Source organism: uncultured Duncaniella sp., assembly GCF_910577345.1.
In the GTDB taxonomy this organism is placed as follows: domain Bacteria; phylum Bacteroidota; class Bacteroidia; order Bacteroidales; family Muribaculaceae; genus Duncaniella.
Map to the genome: position 1 here is coordinate 32,096 of NZ_CAJTMT010000023.1, position 18,209 is coordinate 50,304.

The window sequence follows — 18,209 nt, forward strand, 5'->3', positions numbered from 1 at the left end:
GTCGCTGATGTCTTTGAAGTCTTGATATTTCTACTTATATTTGCAATGTGATTTAACCCAACTTATCCCGATCGAATATTTTAATTTATGAAAATCACCAGAGTAACAATTTTAGCCATTCTAATGATGTGTGGCACGGTTGGTTTTGCTAACGCCTCAGTCAAGGATTTACCTATGCTTACGGTTGATGGCAAAAAGTATTATCATTACGAGGTCACGTCGAAAGAGACCCTCTACACGATTTGTAAGAAGCTTGGCGTCACGAAGGACGAGGTTGTGAAATACAATCCGAAAGTGGCCGACGGTCTTCGTGCAGGCACAGTGCTCGTTTTTCCGGTGGATGCCATGAATCCGCAGGCCGTCCAGGCAGCTCCGACTGCCGGTAGCCGGTAGCATGGTGTCACAGTCGTGTCGCATTATGTCGAGCGCGGACAGACCATCTATGGTCTTGCCACGCACTATGGGATTACGACCGATGAGCTTATCCGTCAGAATCCCATTGTGGCCAACGGGCTTAAGGCCGGTCAGACACTCCACCTGACGATTCCGGCCAAGGGCTATGCCTCTCAAGGAACGCCTGCGTCCGCGACTCCGGCAGCAAGTGCAGCGACTCCGGCAGCTACCGTTCAGCCGGTACACTCTTCGGCCTACGCAGCTCCGGCAGCTTCAACAACATCGACAGGAGCCTACACGAATTCAGCGTCCACATCAAACGCTGTGGCGGCGACAGCCCGCACAGGAGCATATAACGCGTCATCTTCATCGGCGGCAACAACACATGGCCGTCAGTCGGCAAACGCTTCTGTCCGTAAGGCCGGTTATGTCGTGAAGAAAAAGGAGACGTTCTACTCAATCGCAATGGCCCACGGTATTACCGTAGAGGAACTTGAGGCTGCAAATCCCGGCGTGACGGTGTTGCGCGAAGGCCAGATCCTCCACATCCCTGTCCATCAGAAGAATCATCCCTGAACGGCGGTCCGGGCAACAGACTCCGGGTCGGCTGCATTGCAACGCATCCGTCGCTATCCCTATCACATCGGTTGAAAATCAACAGTATATCTTTCATCCGGAGTGAGAGGAAGCCGGATGCGTTGCTGCATTAACGGTTTTTGGCAATGTCGGAGAGGCGTTGGGGCGCAAAGGCTTTGCAGTCTGAATAATTCTGCGTAAATTTGCATGTAATTTAAACGGATTTGCACCGAACAGATTTTATTATATGAAATTCACCCGACTAAGCATCTCGGCTGTCCTCATGGCTTGGGCAGCGCTTGGCGTAATAAATGCCTCGGTAAAGGATTTACCCACGCGTGAGGTAAACGGTCGTAGCTATCATTACTATGAGGTTACGGCCAAAGAGACTGTCTATTCAATTTGTCATCGCCTTGGAATCACCAAGGAAGAGCTGGTGCAGTATAATCCGACTGTGGCCGACGGTCTGCGTGCGGGCACAATGCTCTTTTTCCCTGTCGATGAGGGCGCGACGCTCACTCCGTCAAATGCCGCGCAGCATGGGGTGACGATGGTGTCGCACTATGTCGAGAAGGGTCAGACCATCTATGGTATAGCTACTCACTACGGCATTTCGACCGACGAGCTGATACGTCAGAATCCGATTGTCAGCGAGGGGCTGAAAGCAGGCCAGACGCTCCATCTGTCCATTCCCTCGAAGGATCATGCCATGTCGCCTTCGGTCCAGCCCCAGGCTCAGGAACAGGCTTTGCGGACAGCAGCCGCTTCGGCGGCCAACGAAGGCTATATCGTAAAGAAAAAGGAGACTTTCTATTCCATCGCCAATGCCCACGGCATCACGGTTGGAGAGCTTGAAGCCGCCAACCCCGGTATCACTGTGTTGCGTGAGGGCCAGGTGCTGAATATTCCTTCGGCGGGCGGTCAGGCTTCAGCAGGAGGCGCGGCATCGGCTCCCGGTCTTGCCGCTGTCAACGACAGTACAAAAACCATTGGTGTTGATGAGCTTGCAGCCGCTTCGGGCGTGACTCCGCAGTCGTCGGAACTCTCGGTGGCCGTCATCCTTCCTTTCATGCTCAATGAGGAGACTCCCTCGAAGAGCGCACAGCGCTACACTGAATTCTATAAAGGTTTCCTCCTTGCAGCCGACAGTCTGCGCAACAACGGCACTCCTGTCCGCATAAGTGTCTATGACACGGAGGGTAGCATCAGCAAGGTCCGTGAGATTCTTGCGAATCCCGAACTCAGAAACCACCGCATGATTATCGCGCCCGACAATGTCGAGCAGTTCGCTCTCATCAGCGACTATGGCCGCGTCAACGGCATGAAGGTTCTCAACAACTTCATTGTGCGCGATGAGACATATCTGACAAATCCGTCGGTGATGCAGGGCAATATTCCTTCGGGTCTCATGCTTGAAAAGGCTGTCAATGCAATGGCCTCGCGCATGGCGGGAACCATGCCTGTGTTCCTCAATCTGTCGGACGGTATGAACGACAAGGGTGAGGTGGTCGATGCGCTGAAGGCGGCTCTTGATGCCAAGGGTATCGTCTATAAGACTATTAATGTCGATGGCCGTCTGACTGTCAACGACCTTAAGACGCTTGCATCGGAAGGCAACTATACATTTGTCCCGACATCAGGCCGACAGAGCGACGTCAACCGTCTTCTTCCCGCCATCATTGAGTGGCGCGACGAGGTTGTGCTGCCTTCGGTCAAGGTGATGGGCTACCCCGAATGGATTACTTTCCGTGGGGAGACTCTTGCCAATATGCACAATCTTAACACCACCGTCTACTCGCGTTTCTTTGACGATGAGAACAATCCCCGTTCGCGCAGTCTTGAAAACAAGTTCAAGGAGTGGTATGGTGCCGGAATGGAGAATGCCGTGCCACGTCAGGGTATGCTCGGTTTCGACACCGGAATGTTTGCGCTTAACTATCTGAAGGGTGCTACCGGCCTCTATGACGGTGTCCAGAACGGTTTCGACTTCTTTGTTCCGCAGGGAGCCGCCGGTGATTGCAACCGTCTTCTTTACCTGATTAACTACCGTCCGGGTGGAATGGTCGAGAAGACTAATCTGTAAAAAATGCGCATGAATTTCAACAGTATCATATCATGTCGCGGTCTCCGGAAGCTGCTTGGACCGCTTTTTGCAATAGGTCTGCTGTCGGTGCCCAGGGTCGCTTTGGCTCAAAGGGAGTATTCTCCGAATTTCGCAATCGGAGGCAAGGCGGGTGCGACGTTGTCGCGCATGTCTTTTTCTCCTGAGGTGCATCAGAAATTCACCCAGGGTATGACGATGGGTGTGGCTGCGCGCTATACGGAAGAGAAGTATTTCGGACTTATCGCGGAAATTAATTTCATCCAGCGCGGATGGGATGAGGATTTCGCTGAGGATGAGGCTCCGCAGTTCAAGTATACCCGCACCCTCAATTATGTGTCAATCCCTCTGATGACACATATCTATTTCGGCTCCAACAAGGTCAGGGGTTTCTTCAATCTTGGACCGGAGGTGAGCTTCATGCTGTCGGACAATATCAGTGCGAATTTTGACTATGAGAATTATAAGTCGATTCCTGATTTCCCGCAGGGCTACCGCACTAACGAGCAGTTGAACATGCCCATAGACCGGAAGTTTGACTATGGTATCGCCGGTGGCGCAGGCATTGAGTTTATTGTCAAGCGCAAACATTCATTCTTGCTCGAAGGCAGGTATTATTTCGGATTGGGTAATATCTACAAGGATTCGAAAAGGGACTTTTTTGCGGCATCGAGAAACCAGTCGATTGAAGTTACTTTGAAGTATATGATAAGAGTGAGGTAGGAGGGATTTATAAGGCTAATAGGGCAAATAGGCCCAATAGGGCTGATAGGTCTAATAGGCCAAATAGGGCTAATAAGGCTAATAGGGCTAATAAGTTAAATAGGGCCAATAGGGCTGATAAGGCCGATAGATAGCTGGAAATATAAGGCAGGAGCGGTTAGCGTTGCGCTAACCGCTCCTGCGGTGTTTTTTCTGGAGATAAGCTTTTTTTCAGCTGATTGTCTTTGATTTTTCGGGCTCTTTTCCTTGCTCGATTTGTTTTGGTTCCGGGATTGGCTTGCTTTCCGGTTTTTGGGGTTCCGGGATTTGCTTTGGTTCCGGGATTTGCTTGCTTTCCGGTTTGATTGAGGGGACTTGTGCGGGAGGGGCGGGGACTTGGAGCTGTTTTTCGATTTTGGTGTCAGTCTTGTCTTCGGCAGGTGTTGCGGGAGTGGATACGCGGATGGGGAGGCGTTCCCAGATGCAGTTGGGGAGGAGCTGCCATGCGTCGACAAGGAGATTCCAGCGCCAGTCGACCACGCATACGCGCTTGCGTGCGATGATGGCGCGGACAATGCGGACGACGGCGTAGTCGAGGCTCATGGTCATCGGGTAGATGCGGTCGGGGTTGAGAAGCGGTGTGCGTATCCAGCCCGGACGGATGTCGGTGAAGGATATGTCGAGTTGCTGGATGCGGGCGAGTTGGGAGAGCGCGGTCAGATAGGTCTGCTGATATTTTTTCGAAGCGGAGTAGGATGCAAGTTCGCCGATGCCTTTGGTTCCTGCAACGGATGTTATGGCTGCGATGCGTCCGTGTCCGCCGTGGGAGCGGAAGTAGCGGAAGGCGGTGTCTATCATGCGCGTGAAGCCGACGACGTTGGTGGTTGCCGTAGCGGTGTCGTGGTCGGTAATCAGGGCTTCATTCTCGTAGCCGATACCTGAGATGTGGAAGTAAATGTCCATTCCTCCGAGACGGTTGATGAGGTCCTGGAGTTTGGAGACGGCTGCTGGGTCGTCGATGTTGATCTGTGCGTAGCGTATGCGCTCGGGAAAGTCGGATTGAAGTTTTCTCAATACTTTTTCTTTGCGGCCGGCTGCGCCAACCATCCATCCTGCTTTGGCGAATATTTCAGCAACCCGGAGGCCGATGCCGGAGGTTGCGCCCATGATTACGATGCGTTTCATCTCAGTTTGTGTGGGTGGGTTTTGTTGATAAGTGAGTAATAATCCGAGGGCGGTTTTTACCCTTTCGGTCTATTGTTAAAAACGTCGGGAACTGGCGGATAGTTTAAGGATTGTGAAAAGTTTGCTGATGGATGTGGAAAAAATGAGGTCGGCCGACACATGAGTCTGTCGGCCGACCTGTTATGTAGGGAATGAAAGATTGTTGTCAGTAGCGGGGATTACTTAATGATAACCTTGCTTACCTTTGAACCCTGACGCTTGATGAAGAGACCGTTTGCGGGGTTCTCTACGCGCATACCCTGGAGGTTGAAGTATTCAACAGGAGCGTTTTCGTCAGCAGCGATGTCGGTGATGGCAGAAGTGTCACCCTTGGTATATTCAACTTCGAGAACGGCAAATGGCTGTTCGCCAGCGTTCTTGAATGTGAACTGGTTGAGGTTGTTGAGGTCGAAAGACTGGATGTTAGGATTTCCATAATCTTTGAAAGATTCGATAATGCCATGGTTGTCTTCGAGAGTGTATTCAACACCGCCAGCTTCAGCCCAGTAGCAAGGACGTTGAGTTGCCGCGTCTTTGTTAATTGTTGTGTAGAAAGTTACCTTAGTAGCAACAAGACCGTCGGGAAGTGTAACAGTGTTTTGAGCTCCATTAGAGAACTTGATAGGAATATATTGGTTTCCGTTAATATCGAATGATGCGGTTCCAGCTTCAAGATTTTTTGCTTCATTCATGCACTGCATTTGCCATCCGTCGGGTACATCAGTGCCAAGATCTGCTCCGGCGAGAATGTTCTGCTTAACTTTACCTGGGTTAGAAAGAATCATTGTGTCAGCCATGGCTGAAAGGGTTACAGCAGCGGCAGCAAGAAGAGTAAAGATTTTCTTCATAAACGATTGATTTAAGTTAATAAAAGGTTAGAAATTATTTTGTAAATAAATTTTCAAAATGTGGTTAAATTGTTGGTATCTAATTTCGTTAAGACATTTTCATGGTGAAATAGCCGTAGCTCAATTGATTGGCAAATTTACACTTAAAAATAAATGAAAACAAGTTATTAACTGATTTTAACGTTTATGAATCGACGTTGAAGTGGGTCAAAACGTATGAGATATGTTAATTTATCTGAAAATTTGATGTCTATGTGTAACTATTCGGGGTCATTATGCGTCTTATTAGTGAGAGCAGATGAAAATTGTTTGCTCTCTGTAATACGAGATTAATTTAGCTTCCATTTGTAATTACTCCACTCTTGGCAATGAGTGGGTTAAGTATAAAGCAACAGAGGGTTGGTCGTGATGACTGACCCTCTGTTGTTTTTGGTTTTGTCGCCTGAGGAGGGTGACGATTTTTCCAATGGTTGGTGGCGGATAGTATTGCCGGACATCTTCGATGCCCATTGTGGAGAATTGTCCATTTACCCCACGCCTCGCTTCCGGATACGAGCTTTGACCTTCGGTCGTCGCTCGCATCCGTCCGCTCGTGGTGGGGCTACCAGCGCATCGCTGCTGCGCAGCTTTCCGGTTGCCGTGCGGATTTGTCCGCTCGTGGTGGGGCTATCAGTGCATCGCTGTTGCGCAGCTTTCCGGTTGCCATGCGGATTATTTCTATGGAGATATTAATCGGGGGTGTTTCCTCTGTGGGGGCTTGACTGTTGATGTATTCTGTAGGGGATAGGCGGGGATAGGCGAGGCGTCTTTAATGTTGGGGTGTTAGCCGAGGGTGCGGCGGCTGATGAAGTCGGAGAAGGCGTCCTTGTAGCTGTCGGAAATGGGAATCTGGACTTTACCGAAGAGGATGCGGTTGCGCTCGATGATGCGGATTTTGGAGAGGTTGACAATGAAGGAGCGGTGCACGCGCATGAAGCGGCTCTGGGGAAGGGTTTGTTCGAGTGTCTTCATGCTGAGGAGTGTCATGATTGACTTGTCGGTGCCGTCAAGATAGATTTTGACGTAGTCTTTCAGTCCTTCAACATAGAGGATGTCGTCGACTTTGATCTGGACGAGTTTGTATTCGCTCTTGATGATGATGTATTCGCTGTCGGCGGCTGCGTCGGCAAGATTTGGCTGGGAACGGCGGGTGAGGTCATACCAGTTGAGCGCGCGATTGGCGGCAGCGAGAAATTCCTCGTAGCTGACGGGCTTGAGAAGATAGTCGAGAGCGTTGACTTTGAATCCGTCGACGGCATAGGTCGAATAGGCGGTTGTGAAGATGATTCTTGTTGTCGGTGGGATTATCTTGGCAAATTCTATGCCGTTGAGCTGTGGCATCTGTATGTCGAGAAAAACGACATCCACATTGTTGTTGAGTATGGCTGATATGGCATCCTTTGGAGATGAGTATTCTCCAATGAGTTCCATGAACGGGGTCTTTTCAATATATGACGCAATAAGACCGGAAGCGAGGGGTTCGTCGTCAATGACGCAGCAGCGGAGTGACATATTGGTTATAGAAGTATGTAAGGTTAACGTATAAGCTTTGATGAATTTGTGTTGATTGTAAGGGAAACGTTGTAGTTTCCGTCAGAGGTGTCCACCTTCAGGTCGGCGTTGTTGCCGTAGATTAGGTCGAGGCGGCGGCGGAGGTTGGCAAGGCCGATACCTCCTTCGGTGTTTTTGGTTTCAACGTTAGTGACAGTGTCGGCCGGGGGAAGTCCGTTGGATGTCGTGCATCTGATGACGCCGTCGGTTGCGGTCACGGAAATTTGGAGGGGTACGGATGGATTGTGGATACCATGTTTGAATACATTTTCAATGAGAGTGATAAAGAGGAGGGGGGCAACAGGGATGTTGTCATCCTTGCCTCCATCGAGTCTGACATCAAGTTTGATTGCGGAATTGAGGCGCAGCTTCATCAGGCTGATGTAGGTGTCGATGAAATCGAGTTCCTGTTTCAGGCTGACGGTTGCGGAAGTGTCGTAGAGGACATAGCGGAGAAGGCGGCTGAGTTCGTGGACAGCCGACTGGGCTTTCTGAGGGGAGATTGCGATGAGGGCGTAGATTGAGTTGAGTGTGTTGAATAGGAAATGAGGGTTCAACTGGCTTTTGAGATTTTTCAGTTCTTCCTCGCGCTGGGAGTTGAGCATGTCCTGACGGCGTCGGTCAAGCTGTATCCATTTGTCGCCGAGGCGGAGCGCTGTGGCGAATCCGATGACGAGGATGAGCATCACGAGGTCGCGCGAAAGGATGCCTGCAGCTTTGGCGAGATACATCCATTCTGTCGGGTCGACGTGGTTCCGCAGTGGAGTCTTCCCTCCGAAGTGACCCTTGAACCGCCAGATGAGATATATGAATCCGAGGGAGATGAGGATGAGAATGAGGTTGTAGCCGAAGAAGCGGATGAAACGTTTGGGCTTGTCGAGAGAACGCTCGATGATCCAGTAGTAGTTCACATAGAAGACTCCGAGGAAGACGAAAGTCTTGGTGTACATCCACGGTTTTATAGGACGACCGGGGTTGGCAAGACTTGTGATAATCTCGGGCAGGATGAAAAGGATGATTATGCAGAGTAAGTGGGTCAGAAAGGTATTGACCCGCTGTCGGGTGAGTATTTCTCTCATGGCTGCGACTCTGATTTGGTGAAAGATAAGCGCAAATGTAATTTTTTTTTACTGTCCTTACAAATCAGATGGACAGGAGTTTGGTTTTCACCGACAAAGATGATTCGTGATGGCGGGGAATATGAAATATTGTTAACGATTGCGGTGGGGAGTGGAGGTGACTGTTCAAAAAAAGTTGAACGGTTGCCGTTCTGACAGTGCAGGCGGCAACCGTTCAAGGTATAGTGCGTTGTTATGACTTTCAGCGGATTGGATTAATCCTGATTGAGGTTAACACGCTTGAAGGCTACTACAACGAGGCCCTTCTGAGTGCTGTCGAGGAACTGGCCGACAGTGAGCTTGCTGTCCTGGACATATTCCTGTTCCATGAGGCAAGACTCCTTGAAGAACTTGTTGAGACGACCGTTGGCGATGTTCTGAATCATAGCCTCGGGGAGGTTAGCGGCCTTGGCTTCGGCAGTGGTCTTGATGATTTCGCGACCCTTAGCTGCGTCTTCCTCGGTGATCCAGCCCTTGGAGATGTTTGATTCGATGTGGTCCTCAGAGTCGAAGTGGTTGGGGTTGAGGCCAGCTTTCTTGAGAGCTGCTTCAACGGCCTTGCGAACCTGTTCCTGCTTGGTCTTTTCAACAGCTACGGCGATTTCCTGGTCGATAGTGGCCTGGGGAACGTCTTCGCGGCTTACAGCAACGGGGTTCATGGATGCGATCTGCATACATACTTCGCGACCTACCTGGGGATCAACGCCTTCGAGGTTGAAACCAACGATGGCTGCAAGTTTGTTGTTGAAGTGGTTGTAAGCGGCGGTTGTGGGAGCTTCAACTACTTCGTAGGCACCGATTTCGGTCTTTTCGCCTGTCTTGCCGCTTTCCTCGGTGATGAGGTCGGCAACAGTCTGGCCGTCGACGGTGAAAGCCTTGAGTTCCTCAACGGTTTTGAACTTGTTGGCCATGGCAAGGTCCATGAGCTTGTTGGCGAGAGCCACGAAGCCGGCGTTCTTAGCCACGAAGTCAGTCTCGCAGTTGAGGGCGAGGACAGCTGCGAAAGTGCCATCGGTTCTGGCGATTACGCAGCCTTCTGAAGCCTGACGGTCTTCACGCTTTGCAGCTACGGCCTGACCCTTCTTGCGGAGGATTTCGACAGCGGCTTCAATGTCACCGTTAGTTTCAGCAAGAGCTTTTTTGCAGTCCATCAAACCTGCGCTTGTGAGGTTGCGCAGTTTGGTGATTTCTGCCATTGTTACTGCCATATTATTCTGGAGTTTTAATGGGGTTGTTGAATTTAATGGATTGGTTGGGGATGCCGATTATTCAGCGGCGGGAGCCTCAGCTGCTGCTTCAGCTACAACTTCTTCCTCGGCTTCGTCCTTGCGGTTGACGCGACGGCGTTCGCGACGGGGAGCGTCGGCGTTCTCGCCGGCAGCCTTTTCGTCGGCCTTTTCAACCTTGCGCTCTTCGAGACCTTCGCTGATTGCAGAGCAAACGGTGTTGAGGATGAGCTCGATTGACTTTGATGCGTCGTCGTTTGCGGGGATTACGAAATCAACGTTAGAGGGATCAGAGTTGGTGTCGACGATAGCGAACACGGGGATACCGAGACGGTTTGCTTCGGCAACAGCGATGTGTTCCTTGCAAACGTCAACGATGAAGAGTGCGGAGGGAAGACGGTTGAGGTCAGCGATTGAACCGAGGTTCTTCTCGAGTTTGGCGCGCTGACGAGAGATCTGGAGCTTTTCGCGCTTTGAGAGGTTGTCGAAAGTTCCGTCCTTCTGCATCTTGTCGATAGAGGTCATCTTCTTCACAGCCTTGCGGATTGTGGGGAAGTTGGTGAGCATACCACCGGGCCAACGTTCGATAACGTAGGGCATGTTGACGCTCTGAGCCTTGTCAGCGAGGATTTCCTTGGCCTGCTTCTTGGTAGCTACGAAAAGGATTTTCTTGCCACCCTTTGCGATGTTGCGGAGGGCTGCTGCAGCTTCTTCGAGCTTGGCCTGAGTCTTATAGAGGTCGATGATGTGGATACCGTTGCGCTCCATGAAGATGTAAGGAGCCATAGCAGGATTCCATTTTCTTTTCATGTGGCCAAAATGGCAACCTGCTTCGAGGAGTTGGTCAAAATTGGGAGTTGACATTGTCGTTTGAAATGTTGTTTACGTTCTTTTGAAAATTACAACCGGGGAGTAGGGAACGTGTCCATCTCGGCGGTTTAGATACTAAACACGGGTTTTAAAGTATAAAGTATTGAGTATAGAGATTAAAGTATAGAGTATAAAGTATAGAGTATAGAGGGGATAGGCCCTTGATTTTAAATATACACTCTAAGTGATTTTAAACATATACTCTAAGCCCTAAGCTCTGACTTTTCCGGGGAGGTTGGCTCCAAGTACTTTAAAACTGAAATTTTTAATCGTCGGGGTAAGATTAACGCTTTGAGAACTGGAAGCGCTTGCGTGCTTTGGGACGACCGGGCTTTTTACGTTCAACGACGCGCGGGTCGCGGGTCATGAAGCCTTCGACGCGGAGTGCGTGCTTGTCCTCGGGGTTGATCTTTACGAGAGCGCGGGCGATAGCGAGACGGAGAGCCTCAGCCTGGCCTTTGTAGCCACCACCGTTGAGGTTGACCTTGATGTCGTACTTTTCAGTAGCTTCGAGGGTGCTCAGGGGCTGCTTTACGATATACTGAAGGATGGAAGAGGGGAAGTAAACATCGAGGGGACGTTTGTTGATGGTGATTTGACCGTTTCCTTCTTTAACGATCACGCGAGCTACGGCAGCTTTACGGCGGCCAACTGCATTAACTGATTCCATTCTTCAATTATTTAATTTTGTTGATGTCAATAACAATAGGATTCTGTGCTTCGTGGGGATGGTTGGGGCCATTGTAGACATGCATGTTGCCGATGATGGCGCGACCGAGGCGGTTTTTGGGAAGCATACCCTTTACAACCTTTGTGAAGAGGGGGTGGTAACCGGGCTTGATGTGCTTGTTGAGAGATTTCTTCATCATGATCTCGGGAGTAGCGACACGCTGACCTCCGGGATAGCCGGTGTAAGAAAGATATTCGCGGTCAGTCCACTTTTTGCCGGTGAGACGAACCTTGTCGGCGTTGATGATGATAACGTTGTCGCCGCACTCGATGTTGGGTGAGTAGCTGGGCTTGTTCTTACCACGAAGGATAAGGGCGACTTTTGCACAAAGGCGACCGAGCACCTGATCGGTAGCGTCGATAACGACCCAGTTGTGTTCAACGCTCTGTGCGTTGGGAGTAATGGTCTTGTAGCTTAAAGTATCCACGTTAAATGTTTAATTAATAGAAAGTTACTTTTGATTGCACGCTGGCTTGGCTTGGCCAAAAGCTTCGGCCGGATGCAACCGGGTTTATTAATTGGACATAATCGGTCTGCAAAGGTAGTCATTTTTCGGCGATTAGCAAATGTGTTTTATGAATCTTTAACAATTCAGTGGGTTTGTTTATTTTGCGAATCAACTTTGGCCAAGGTGCAAAGAATCGTTACAAAACCGAGCGTTTTTGATGCGGATTTATAATGTTGCGGGTGTCGGGGGGTATCAGGAAGTCGGACCGACGGGTGAAATCAATTTGGAGGGTATGTTTAAAAAACATAAATTTGCGTCATAATCATTTATCACTTAAATAATATGACTTTTTCGAGAAAAAAGCTCTGGATGTCGAGTCGTGACTATATCATGATCACGCTTGCTGTGCTTATCTACGGTTTAGGTTTTTCGGCCTTCATCCTGCCTGAAAAGGTGGTCATAGGGGGTGTTACGGGTGTGGGTACCATCGTTTATTTTCTGACCGGCAATGTGTATCTTATCGGTATCACTCAGTATGCAATCAACCTTTCGCTGCTTGCGGTTGCGTGGAGAGTGGTCGGACGGACGTTTGTCTACAAGACCATCTATGGTGCTACGGCGGTTTCGCTTGTGGTCACGCTCATGCCTCCGCTCTTTGACGGGCCTCTGATTCCCGGGCAGCCGTTCATGAGTGTGTGTATCGGTTCTGTCCTTTCGGGACTTGCTCTTGGAATTGTGTTTATCCACAACGGCAGTACCGGCGGCACGGATATTGTCGCGGCTATAGTGGCGAAGAAGACCAATGTCACTGTCGGACGAACGATGCTCTATGTGGATTTCGCTATTATTTCGTCGAGCTACCTGTTCTTTCATAATATAACTACGGTGGTCTACGGTTTCATCGTCCTGTTTATCATTACATATATGGTGGACCTGATGATTAATACCAACCGTCAGGCGGTGCAGTTCATCATCATATCGAAGCATTGGGAGAAGATTGCCACTGCGGTGAACAAGTATGGCCGTCGCGGTGTGACGGTTCTCGACGGGATGGGCTGGTATACGAAACAGCCGATCAAGATTCTACTTGTGGTCAGCCGAAAGATTGAATCCGTGACAATCTTCCGTATTGTGAAGGATGTGGATCCGAATGCCTTCATCACTCAGGCTAACGTGAACGGTGTGTATGGTCAGGGTTTCGACCCTATCAAGCTGAAAGCCGATGAGGAGTTGAGCAAGAAACTCGGCGAAGAGGCAGATTCCGCATCGACGCAGGAAGTAGGCTCAGACGCAGCCCTGGCTGTCAATTCTAAAAATTCCGAGGCTGATTGATTGCAATTAGTAAGGAAATTGCTGAAAATTTTGTTTATTTGTGAAATAGTTGTATCTTTGCAGCGAATAGAAATATTCACATCCCTATACTCCGGCCTTTACTTGATCTAATTGATTTTGTTTATGGATATTTGGATTGTCTATGATTCACTTATTTTTTATTAAAAAGACAATCAATAAAAAATCAACGCGCATTTCCTGAGATTTCGGAAATGCGCGTTGATTTTTTATCGGTAAAGTGTCCGGAGGAGGACTTTACTTCGGCAGGAGGTCGTATTTGCGGAATACGCGGGTGATTGTCTCGAGCGCGCGGTCGACCTGTTCCATCGAGTGTGTGGCCATCAGCGAGAAGCGGATGAGAGTGTCGGTCGGGGCGACGGCGGGCGATACGACGGGATTGACGAAGATGCCTTCTTCAAGGAGGTCGCGTGTGATGGCGAATGTCTTGAAGTCGTCACGGATGAAGAGGGGGATGATAGGGGTCGATGTGTGGCCGATCTCAAATCCCTGTGAGCGGAATCCGTCGAGCGCATGGTTGGTGAGCTTCCAGAGGTTTTCCTGACGCTCCGGTTCGGTCTGCATGATTTCGAGGGCTTTCAGTGCTGCTGCAGTGGAGGCCGGTGTGATGCTTGCAGTGAAGATGTAGGAGCGCGAGTGGTGGCGGAGGAAGTTGGTGACTTCTTTGTTGGTCGCGATGAAGCCGCCGAGTGATGCGAATGATTTAGAGAAGGTACCCATGATGAGATCCACATCATCGGTCAAGCCGTAGTGGTTCACGAGGCCGCGTCCGCCTTCGCCGAACACGCCGATGCCGTGGGCTTCGTCAATCATGATGCTTGCGTTGTATTTCTTGGCAAGTTCCACCATGCCGGGTATATTCGCGATGTCGCCCTCCATTGAGAAGACACTGTCGCTGACAATGAGCTTCACTTTGTCGGGGTCGCATTTCTGGAGCTGCTTTTCGAGCGACTCCATGTCGTTGTGCTTGTATTTGAGCTGCTGGCTGAAGGAGAGGCGACGGCCTTCGATGATTGAGGCGTGGTCCTGTTCGTCCCAGAGGATGTAGTCCTCACGGCCGGTGAGGGCAGAGACGACACCGAGGTTCACACCGAAACCGGTGGAGTAGATCATCACGTCTTCCTTGCCGGTGTATTCGGCGAGCTTTGCCTCAAGTTCCTTGTGGATGTCGAGGGTGCCGTTGAGAAACGGAGAACCGGCGCAGCCTGTACCATATTTGCGGGTTGCTTCGATGGCTGCTTCCTTGATTCGCGGGTCGTTTACGAGGCCGGTGTAGCAGTTCGAGCCGAACATCAATACTTTCTTGCCGTTGATGATGACCTCAGGATCCTGTTCGCTTGAAATGGCGCGAAAATAGGGGTAAACTCCTGCTGCCTTGGCTTGCTGCGGCGCTGTGTATTGTGATAGTTTCTTCTGTAGTAAATTCATAATCGGTAACTTGCTTCCGCGATTAAACTATATGACTATGCTTATTTTTGCGGTGGGCAAAGTTAGGAATTTTTTCACATTTTTATACTTTTTGTGCGCGTTTTATTTGTTAATTTTACGAAACGGGGCTTTTTCGTTCCCTTTTAGTCAACGATTTTGGCCTTATGTTCGCAGGTGTAAGTGAGGATTGGGGGATTTTTGTTAATTTTGCAAGATAATACTAAGGTATAAATAATGGAAACAAGCGAAACTACAACTGTCAAGCGAACTGTGCTTGACTATGACGATATAGTGAAGATGGCTCCTTTTTTCAAGGGAAAGCGCCGTCTGGTCGAGTGGTTCATGAAGGTTCTTGACATCGACAAGGTGAATTGGATTCACGATCATAATTTCGACACTCCCGGCCCGCAGTTTTGCCGCGGCTTGCTGGAGGATCTGAACATAAAGCTGCGCATCGACAATGAGAAGGTGCTCGACAATCTTCCCGAGGGCGCATTCATCACCATCAGCAACCATCCTTTCGGTGCGTTGGACGGCATCACGCTTATTGATATAATCGGTCGTCGCCGTCCAGATTTCAAGGTGATGGTCAACATGATTCTCAACTATATCGTGGCCATGCGCCCCAATTTCATAGCCGTTGACCAGACTGCAAGCGATGATCCTGCGAAGAAGGCTGTCTCGATGAAGGGTATAAAGGAGGCGATAATGCAGGTGCGCAAGGGGCATCCGATCGGATTTTTCCCCGCCGGTGCTGTCGGCAATTATAATAAGCATCTGAAATTCGAGGACCGCGAGTGGCGCGAGTCCATCATCCGTCTCATTCAGCAGTTGAAGGTGCCGGTGATTCCTATTTTCTTCCATGGTTACAACAGTTGGTGGTTCCGCTTCCTGGGAATAGTGAGCTGGCAGTTGCGCACACTGCGTTTGCCTGCCGAAGTGTTCCGTCGCAAGAACGATACCCTCCACATCTCTGTCGGGGATCCCATCACTGTCGAGGAGATTGAGGCTCATTCGGGTTCGCTTAAGGAACTCGGCGATTTCCTGCGTGAGCGCACATATTCGCTCCAGTCGATTAAATGATTTCAGGTCCTGTCTTTATTCCAGAGGAAATTCAATCATGCAACTTAATCTACAGGAATTGCCTGCGGAAATAGTGCAGGCAAAACAGCGTTACGGTATTGTCGGGAATGCTCCCGGTCTTATCGCCGCCATCTCGCGTGCCATTCAGGTGGCACCAATCGACCTCTCTGTGCTCGTCACAGGTGAGAGCGGTACGGGCAAGGAATTTTTTCCGAAGATTATCCACGGCTTTTCGCCCCGTAAACACGCTAAATATATTGCGGTCAATTGTGGTGCAATTCCGGAAGGAACCATTGACTCGGAACTCTTCGGCCATGAGAAAGGCTCGTTCACCGGGGCCATCTCTTCGCGAAAAGGATATTTCGAGGAGGCGGATGGCGGCACGATATTTCTTGACGAGGTTGCTGAGTTGCCATTAACCACTCAAGCCAGGTTGCTGCGTGTGTTGGAGAGCGGAGAATTCATCAAGGTAGGCTCTTCGACTGTCCAGAAGTCAAATGTCCGCATAGTGGCTGCGACAAATGTCGACATGGCGAAGGCTGTTGCGGAGGGACGTTTCAGAGAGGATCTTTACTATCGTCTTTCGACAGTGTCCATCCATATCCCGCCTCTTCGTGAGAGGGGCAATGACATCACTCTGCTTGCCCGCAAGTTCGCTGCTGACTTTGCCGAGCGTTACACGATGCCGCCCGTGTCGTTTGACGATTCCGGACGTGGGATGCTCATGCGCTACCGTTGGCCGGGAAATGTCCGTCAGTTGAAAAATATAGTCGAGCAGATTGCGCTTTTCGAATCCGGCAACACTGTTGATGGCGAGATGGTGGGAACTTTCCTGCCTGTCGGCTCGGTCAACTACAGTCCTGTCGCAGCGCATCAGGAGAATCCACATGAGTATTCCACCGAGCGTGATGCGCTTTTTGGTATGATTCTTCGTTTGCAGCGTCAGATTGAATCGCTCAACGCGAGAATCGACGAGCTTTCCGCCGGAGCGCAGTCCGGCCATGGCGGCGGTTTTCAGCCTGTCGAGGAGATTCCGTCAGGCGATGATGTGCCTGTCCGATCTCTCGTGAGATTCCAGCCGTTTTCTTCGCCTCTGCCTCCGTGTGGCAGCGCGCCATTGCAGCCGGAATCCCAATCCTCGCCTGTGACACTCGAGGAGACTGAACGCGATACCATACGCCGTGCGCTTGAACGCAACGGTGGTAAGCGTAAAGAAGCAGCGCGCGAACTGAATATTTCAGAACGCACGCTGTATAGGAAAATCAAGGATTACGGAATTGAACTCTAACCGCTCAGTGGCTATTGGTCCTGAAGCCTGATAACCCTGATGCCGGTCAGGTTTGGCGATTTGCGCATGTATTCGGTCAATGGGAGTTTGTCTATCACTACCTTCCCTTCCTTTGATGAAGCATGGAGCAGATGAGGACCATCCTTTTCAATGACAAGAATTCCGACATGGCTCACGTCAAGACCGTTTGTTTTTGTCGTCAATGCTATTATGTCGCCCGCTTTTAGTGCGCCCATGACCTGTTTGGCCGTGAGGCGCGCTGATTTTATATAGGGGAAGCGGTGGGAGCGGAATCCGACCTCCATGTTTTTGATGCCTGCATAGTCTGCTGAGTCAGCCAGGGCAGGGTAGGCCGAACGGTTGCGCGACATGAAGTCGAGAGTTTTAATTTGGGAATCCGACTGTGGGATGCGGTCAGTCACCTCTTTTACAATGCCGCGATGGGTGTTCGAGACTATCCAGTCACTGAAGTAGTGAAGGCGTGATGCATATCCGTTGACCTCACCTTGGCGGTAGCGCAAGGTCTCGAGGCTGTTGGCGAAGTCTTGCCAGGAATTCTTTTCTTCTTCGATTGTGAGAGCGAGTGCTGTGACGGTTTCGACAAACGTCGTGCAGTCAAATTCTTCGAGGTTTATGGTGAGAGCCTCCGGCTTGCCTTCAAGAGTTCCACCTTTGTAGGGGGTGCCGATGAATTCTTTCCCGATGAATTCGATGAGTTCATTCGGGTTTGAGGCACCGAAATTGGTAGCTTTTATAAGTAAATTTGTTATGTTGGTCGTGTCGGCAGCTTCATTGTGCCATCTGATATTGTCGTGAGTCGCTCCGTGGACCAACGGTGCAACCATGAAAAACGCTATATATAATAAGGTGGATACTTTTTTCATGAGTTTTCTGGTTCAGGTTAAAATTAAGGAGAGACTTTTTTTGTTTCCCCAAAATTACTCATTTCTTTGTTCTTGGCAAAATATCCGTGCCATAAGCTTTGTCTTTAAAGTCTTCATTTTTGATTGAAATGTGAAATTTTGTAATTAAAAATGACCATAGTTGATGAATAGTGTTAAATTTGCGTTAAAATACCTGTAAAAATTTGGAGGATATGCAGAAAGTGCCTACCTTTGCACTCGCTTTTGAGGAGCAAGCCCCACAGCGGTGAGGCGGTAAAGATTGAAACGCTGAAAAGCTTGATTCGGTTTGCCGATGAAAAGTTAAAGAAAAGTTAAAATCTTGTTAAAGA

Annotated in this window: 16 protein-coding genes and 1 pseudogene; 7 read left to right on the forward strand and 10 right to left on the reverse strand. The window is 49.9% G+C overall.

What is annotated here, in order from left to right:
- Positions 1-87: 87 nt before the first annotated feature.
- From QZ310_RS10100 to QZ310_RS10115, 4 genes are all read left to right on the forward strand, one after another.
- Entirely contained in the window at positions 88-393 is a 306-nt protein-coding gene (locus tag QZ310_RS10100; protein WP_297072382.1) for a LysM domain-containing protein, read from the forward strand.
- A gap of 15 nt (positions 394-408) precedes the next feature.
- Positions 409-969 (forward strand): LysM peptidoglycan-binding domain-containing protein, encoded by a 561-nt coding sequence (locus tag QZ310_RS10105; protein WP_297072383.1) that lies wholly within the window; start codon positions 409-411, stop codon positions 967-969.
- A gap of 247 nt (positions 970-1,216) precedes the next feature.
- Positions 1,217-3,052: a LysM peptidoglycan-binding domain-containing protein gene (locus tag QZ310_RS10110; RefSeq protein ID WP_297072384.1), complete on the forward strand. Its 1,836-nt coding sequence runs from the start codon at positions 1,217-1,219 to the stop codon at positions 3,050-3,052.
- Positions 3,053-3,061: 9 nt separating this feature from the next.
- Positions 3,062-3,793, forward strand: coding sequence for a porin family protein (locus tag QZ310_RS10115; RefSeq protein ID WP_297072385.1), 732 nt, complete (start codon positions 3,062-3,064; stop codon positions 3,791-3,793).
- Positions 3,794-4,231: 438 nt separating this feature from the next.
- On the opposite strand, the pseudogene QZ310_RS10120 reads toward QZ310_RS10115, so the two are convergent.
- From QZ310_RS10120 to rplM, 8 genes and pseudogenes are all read right to left on the reverse strand, one after another.
- Positions 4,232-4,957: pseudogene (locus QZ310_RS10120) on the reverse strand (SDR family NAD(P)-dependent oxidoreductase); the annotation flags it as partial.
- Between the two features lie 218 nt (positions 4,958-5,175).
- Entirely contained in the window at positions 5,176-5,844 is a 669-nt protein-coding gene (locus QZ310_RS10125; protein WP_297072386.1) for a hypothetical protein, read from the reverse strand.
- A gap of 822 nt (positions 5,845-6,666) precedes the next feature.
- On the reverse strand, positions 6,667-7,395 hold the full coding sequence (locus QZ310_RS10130; protein WP_297072387.1) for a LytTR family DNA-binding domain-containing protein: 729 nt from the start codon (positions 7,393-7,395) through the stop codon (positions 6,667-6,669).
- A 23-nt stretch (positions 7,396-7,418) separates the two neighbouring features.
- Entirely contained in the window at positions 7,419-8,513 is a 1,095-nt protein-coding gene (locus QZ310_RS10135) for a sensor histidine kinase (protein WP_297072388.1), read from the reverse strand.
- A 254-nt stretch (positions 8,514-8,767) separates the two neighbouring features.
- Positions 8,768-9,760, reverse strand: a complete 993-nt coding sequence (gene tsf, locus QZ310_RS10140) for a translation elongation factor Ts (protein WP_297072389.1) — start codon at positions 9,758-9,760, stop codon at positions 8,768-8,770.
- Between the two features lie 57 nt (positions 9,761-9,817).
- Entirely contained in the window at positions 9,818-10,642 is an 825-nt protein-coding gene (rpsB, locus tag QZ310_RS10145; protein ID WP_297072390.1) for a 30S ribosomal protein S2, read from the reverse strand.
- Between the two features lie 289 nt (positions 10,643-10,931).
- Positions 10,932-11,318 (reverse strand): 30S ribosomal protein S9, encoded by a 387-nt coding sequence (gene rpsI, locus QZ310_RS10150; protein WP_297072391.1) that lies wholly within the window; start codon positions 11,316-11,318, stop codon positions 10,932-10,934.
- A gap of 7 nt (positions 11,319-11,325) precedes the next feature.
- Positions 11,326-11,805: a 50S ribosomal protein L13 gene (gene rplM / locus QZ310_RS10155; protein ID WP_297072393.1), complete on the reverse strand. Its 480-nt coding sequence runs from the start codon at positions 11,803-11,805 to the stop codon at positions 11,326-11,328.
- A gap of 363 nt (positions 11,806-12,168) precedes the next feature.
- Here rplM and QZ310_RS10160 point away from each other — a divergent pair, with 363 nt between their 5' ends.
- Positions 12,169-13,158, forward strand: a complete 990-nt coding sequence (locus tag QZ310_RS10160; RefSeq protein ID WP_297072395.1) for a YitT family protein — start codon at positions 12,169-12,171, stop codon at positions 13,156-13,158.
- Between the two features lie 255 nt (positions 13,159-13,413).
- Here the strand turns inward: QZ310_RS10160 and QZ310_RS10165 are convergent, their stop codons facing one another.
- Positions 13,414-14,604, reverse strand: coding sequence for an aminotransferase class I/II-fold pyridoxal phosphate-dependent enzyme (locus QZ310_RS10165; RefSeq protein WP_297072397.1), 1,191 nt, complete (start codon positions 14,602-14,604; stop codon positions 13,414-13,416).
- Between the two features lie 234 nt (positions 14,605-14,838).
- Here QZ310_RS10165 and QZ310_RS10170 point away from each other — a divergent pair, with 234 nt between their 5' ends.
- Both QZ310_RS10170 and QZ310_RS10175 read left to right on the forward strand, forming a co-directional pair.
- Positions 14,839-15,687 (forward strand): lysophospholipid acyltransferase family protein, encoded by an 849-nt coding sequence (locus tag QZ310_RS10170; RefSeq protein WP_297072399.1) that lies wholly within the window; start codon positions 14,839-14,841, stop codon positions 15,685-15,687.
- Positions 15,688-15,724: 37 nt separating this feature from the next.
- The gene (locus QZ310_RS10175) at positions 15,725-16,975 is read left to right on the forward strand and encodes a sigma-54 dependent transcriptional regulator (protein ID WP_297072401.1); all 1,251 of its coding nucleotides are present in this window, start codon (positions 15,725-15,727) and stop codon (positions 16,973-16,975) included.
- A gap of 11 nt (positions 16,976-16,986) precedes the next feature.
- Here the strand turns inward: QZ310_RS10175 and QZ310_RS10180 are convergent, their stop codons facing one another.
- Entirely contained in the window at positions 16,987-17,859 is an 873-nt protein-coding gene (locus tag QZ310_RS10180; protein WP_297072404.1) for an N-acetylmuramoyl-L-alanine amidase-like domain-containing protein, read from the reverse strand.
- Positions 17,860-18,209: the final 350 nt, after the last annotated feature.